General features: G+C 69.1%; 1 protein-coding gene. It reads right to left on the bottom strand.

The genetic code is table 11. From position 1 onward, the window contains the following. A partial coding sequence (locus tag AB0D53_RS41665) for a polyketide synthase dehydratase domain-containing protein (RefSeq protein ID WP_362454756.1) occupies positions 1-1,177 on the bottom strand: 1,177 nt, incomplete at its 3' end. Positions 1,178-1,198: the final 21 nt, after the last annotated feature.

Below are 1,198 nucleotides of genomic sequence, written 5' to 3'. Positions count from 1 at the left end.
CAGCACCACCCGCATCCACCTCACACACCACCGGACCCGAAACCACACCACCCCCCACAAACTCATCCCAACCCGACCACACCACACCCACACCCGCACCCGCACCCGCACCCGCACCCGCACCCGCACCCGCACCCGCCAACGGACGCCACGCCACCTCCCACAACGCACCCGAACCACCCGACGCCCCCAACTGCTCCACCGACACCGGCCGGGAGACCAAAGCGCCCACGCTGAGCACCGGCTCACCTGCCGCGTCCGCGACCAGCACGGACACGCTGTCCTGACCGGCCGGGGCGATCCTCACCCGCAGAACCGACGCACCAGCGGCGTGCAGAGCGACGTTCGTCCAGGCAAAGGGCAGAACCGTCGACTCATCGGTCTGCGAACCGTCGTCGATCAGTGCCACATGCATCGCAGCATCGAGCAGAGCAGGGTGCAGGCCGAAGCGCTCGGCGTCGGCACGGGCCGACTCCGGCAGAGCGACCTCGGCGTACAGCTCTTCACCCGACGTCCAGGCAGCCTTGAGCCCCTGGAAGACCGGTCCATACCCGTAACCGCGCTCCAACAGGAGGTCGTACGCACCATCCACGTCGATGGCTGTGGCACCGGGGGGAGGCCACTCGGCCAGCCCCTCGACCGGTGCCACGGCACCTGATGCCAGCACACCTTCCGCATGCCGGGTCCACTGGTTCGGCTCCGCGTCTTCTTCCTGCGAGTAGACGCTGACCGAACGCCGCCCTGCGGCGTCCGCGGCCCCGACGGCCACCTGGACCGCCCTTCCACCGTGCTCGGGCAGGACGAGCGGAGCCTGGAGTGTCAGCTCTTCCAGGAGGTCACAGCCGACCTGATCTCCCGCCCTGATGGCCAACTCCACGAATGCGGTGCCGGGCAGGAGGACGCTGCCCAGCACACCGTGATCGGCCACCCAGGCGTGGCTGCCGAGGGCAAGCCTGCCGGTCATGACGATCTCGTCGGCATCGGCATCCGCAAGGAAAACCGTGGCACCCAGCAACGGGTGATCCGTGTAACCCAGCCCCAGGAGACTGGGATCGCTACCAGTGGTTTCGGAGTCCAGCCAGAACCGCTCCCGTTGGAAGGCGTAGGTGGGCAGGTCGATGCGGCGGGCGCCCGAGCCCTCGTAGAGGCGGGTCCAGTCGACCGGGACACCCGCCACGTGGAGCCGGCCCAGCGCGGT

The sequence above is a fragment of the Streptomyces sp. NPDC048295 genome, from assembly GCF_040652135.1.
In the GTDB taxonomy this organism is placed as follows: Bacteria; Actinomycetota; Actinomycetes; order Streptomycetales; family Streptomycetaceae; genus Streptomyces.
Note: the sequence above shows the minus strand (reverse complement) of the source record. Positions and strands in the feature narration are given on the sequence as shown.